1 pseudogene is annotated in these 227 nt (G+C 64.3%); it reads left to right on the top strand.

The window, feature by feature from the left end:
* A pseudogene (locus EJ903_RS26795) lies at positions 1-227 on the top strand (ABC transporter ATP-binding protein); the annotation flags it as partial.

Below are 227 nucleotides of genomic sequence, written 5' to 3'. Positions count from 1 at the left end.
TTCGGCGCGCTCGACGCCCTGACCCGCCGCACCCTTCAGGACGAGTTGCTGCGGATTTGGCAGGAGGTTGGCAAGACCATCCTGTTCGTCACCCATTCCATCGAGGAAAGCATCTATCTGGCCGACCGGATCATCGTGATGACCTACCGGCCCGGAACCATCAAGCAGGATGTCCGGGTGGACATGCCGCGCCCGCGCGACGGCGCGTCGGCGGAGTTCAACCGCCT

Source organism: Azospirillum griseum (assembly GCF_003966125.1).
Classification (GTDB): domain Bacteria; phylum Pseudomonadota; class Alphaproteobacteria; order Azospirillales; family Azospirillaceae; genus Azospirillum; species Azospirillum griseum.
Note: the sequence above shows the minus strand (reverse complement) of the source record. Positions and strands in the feature narration are given on the sequence as shown.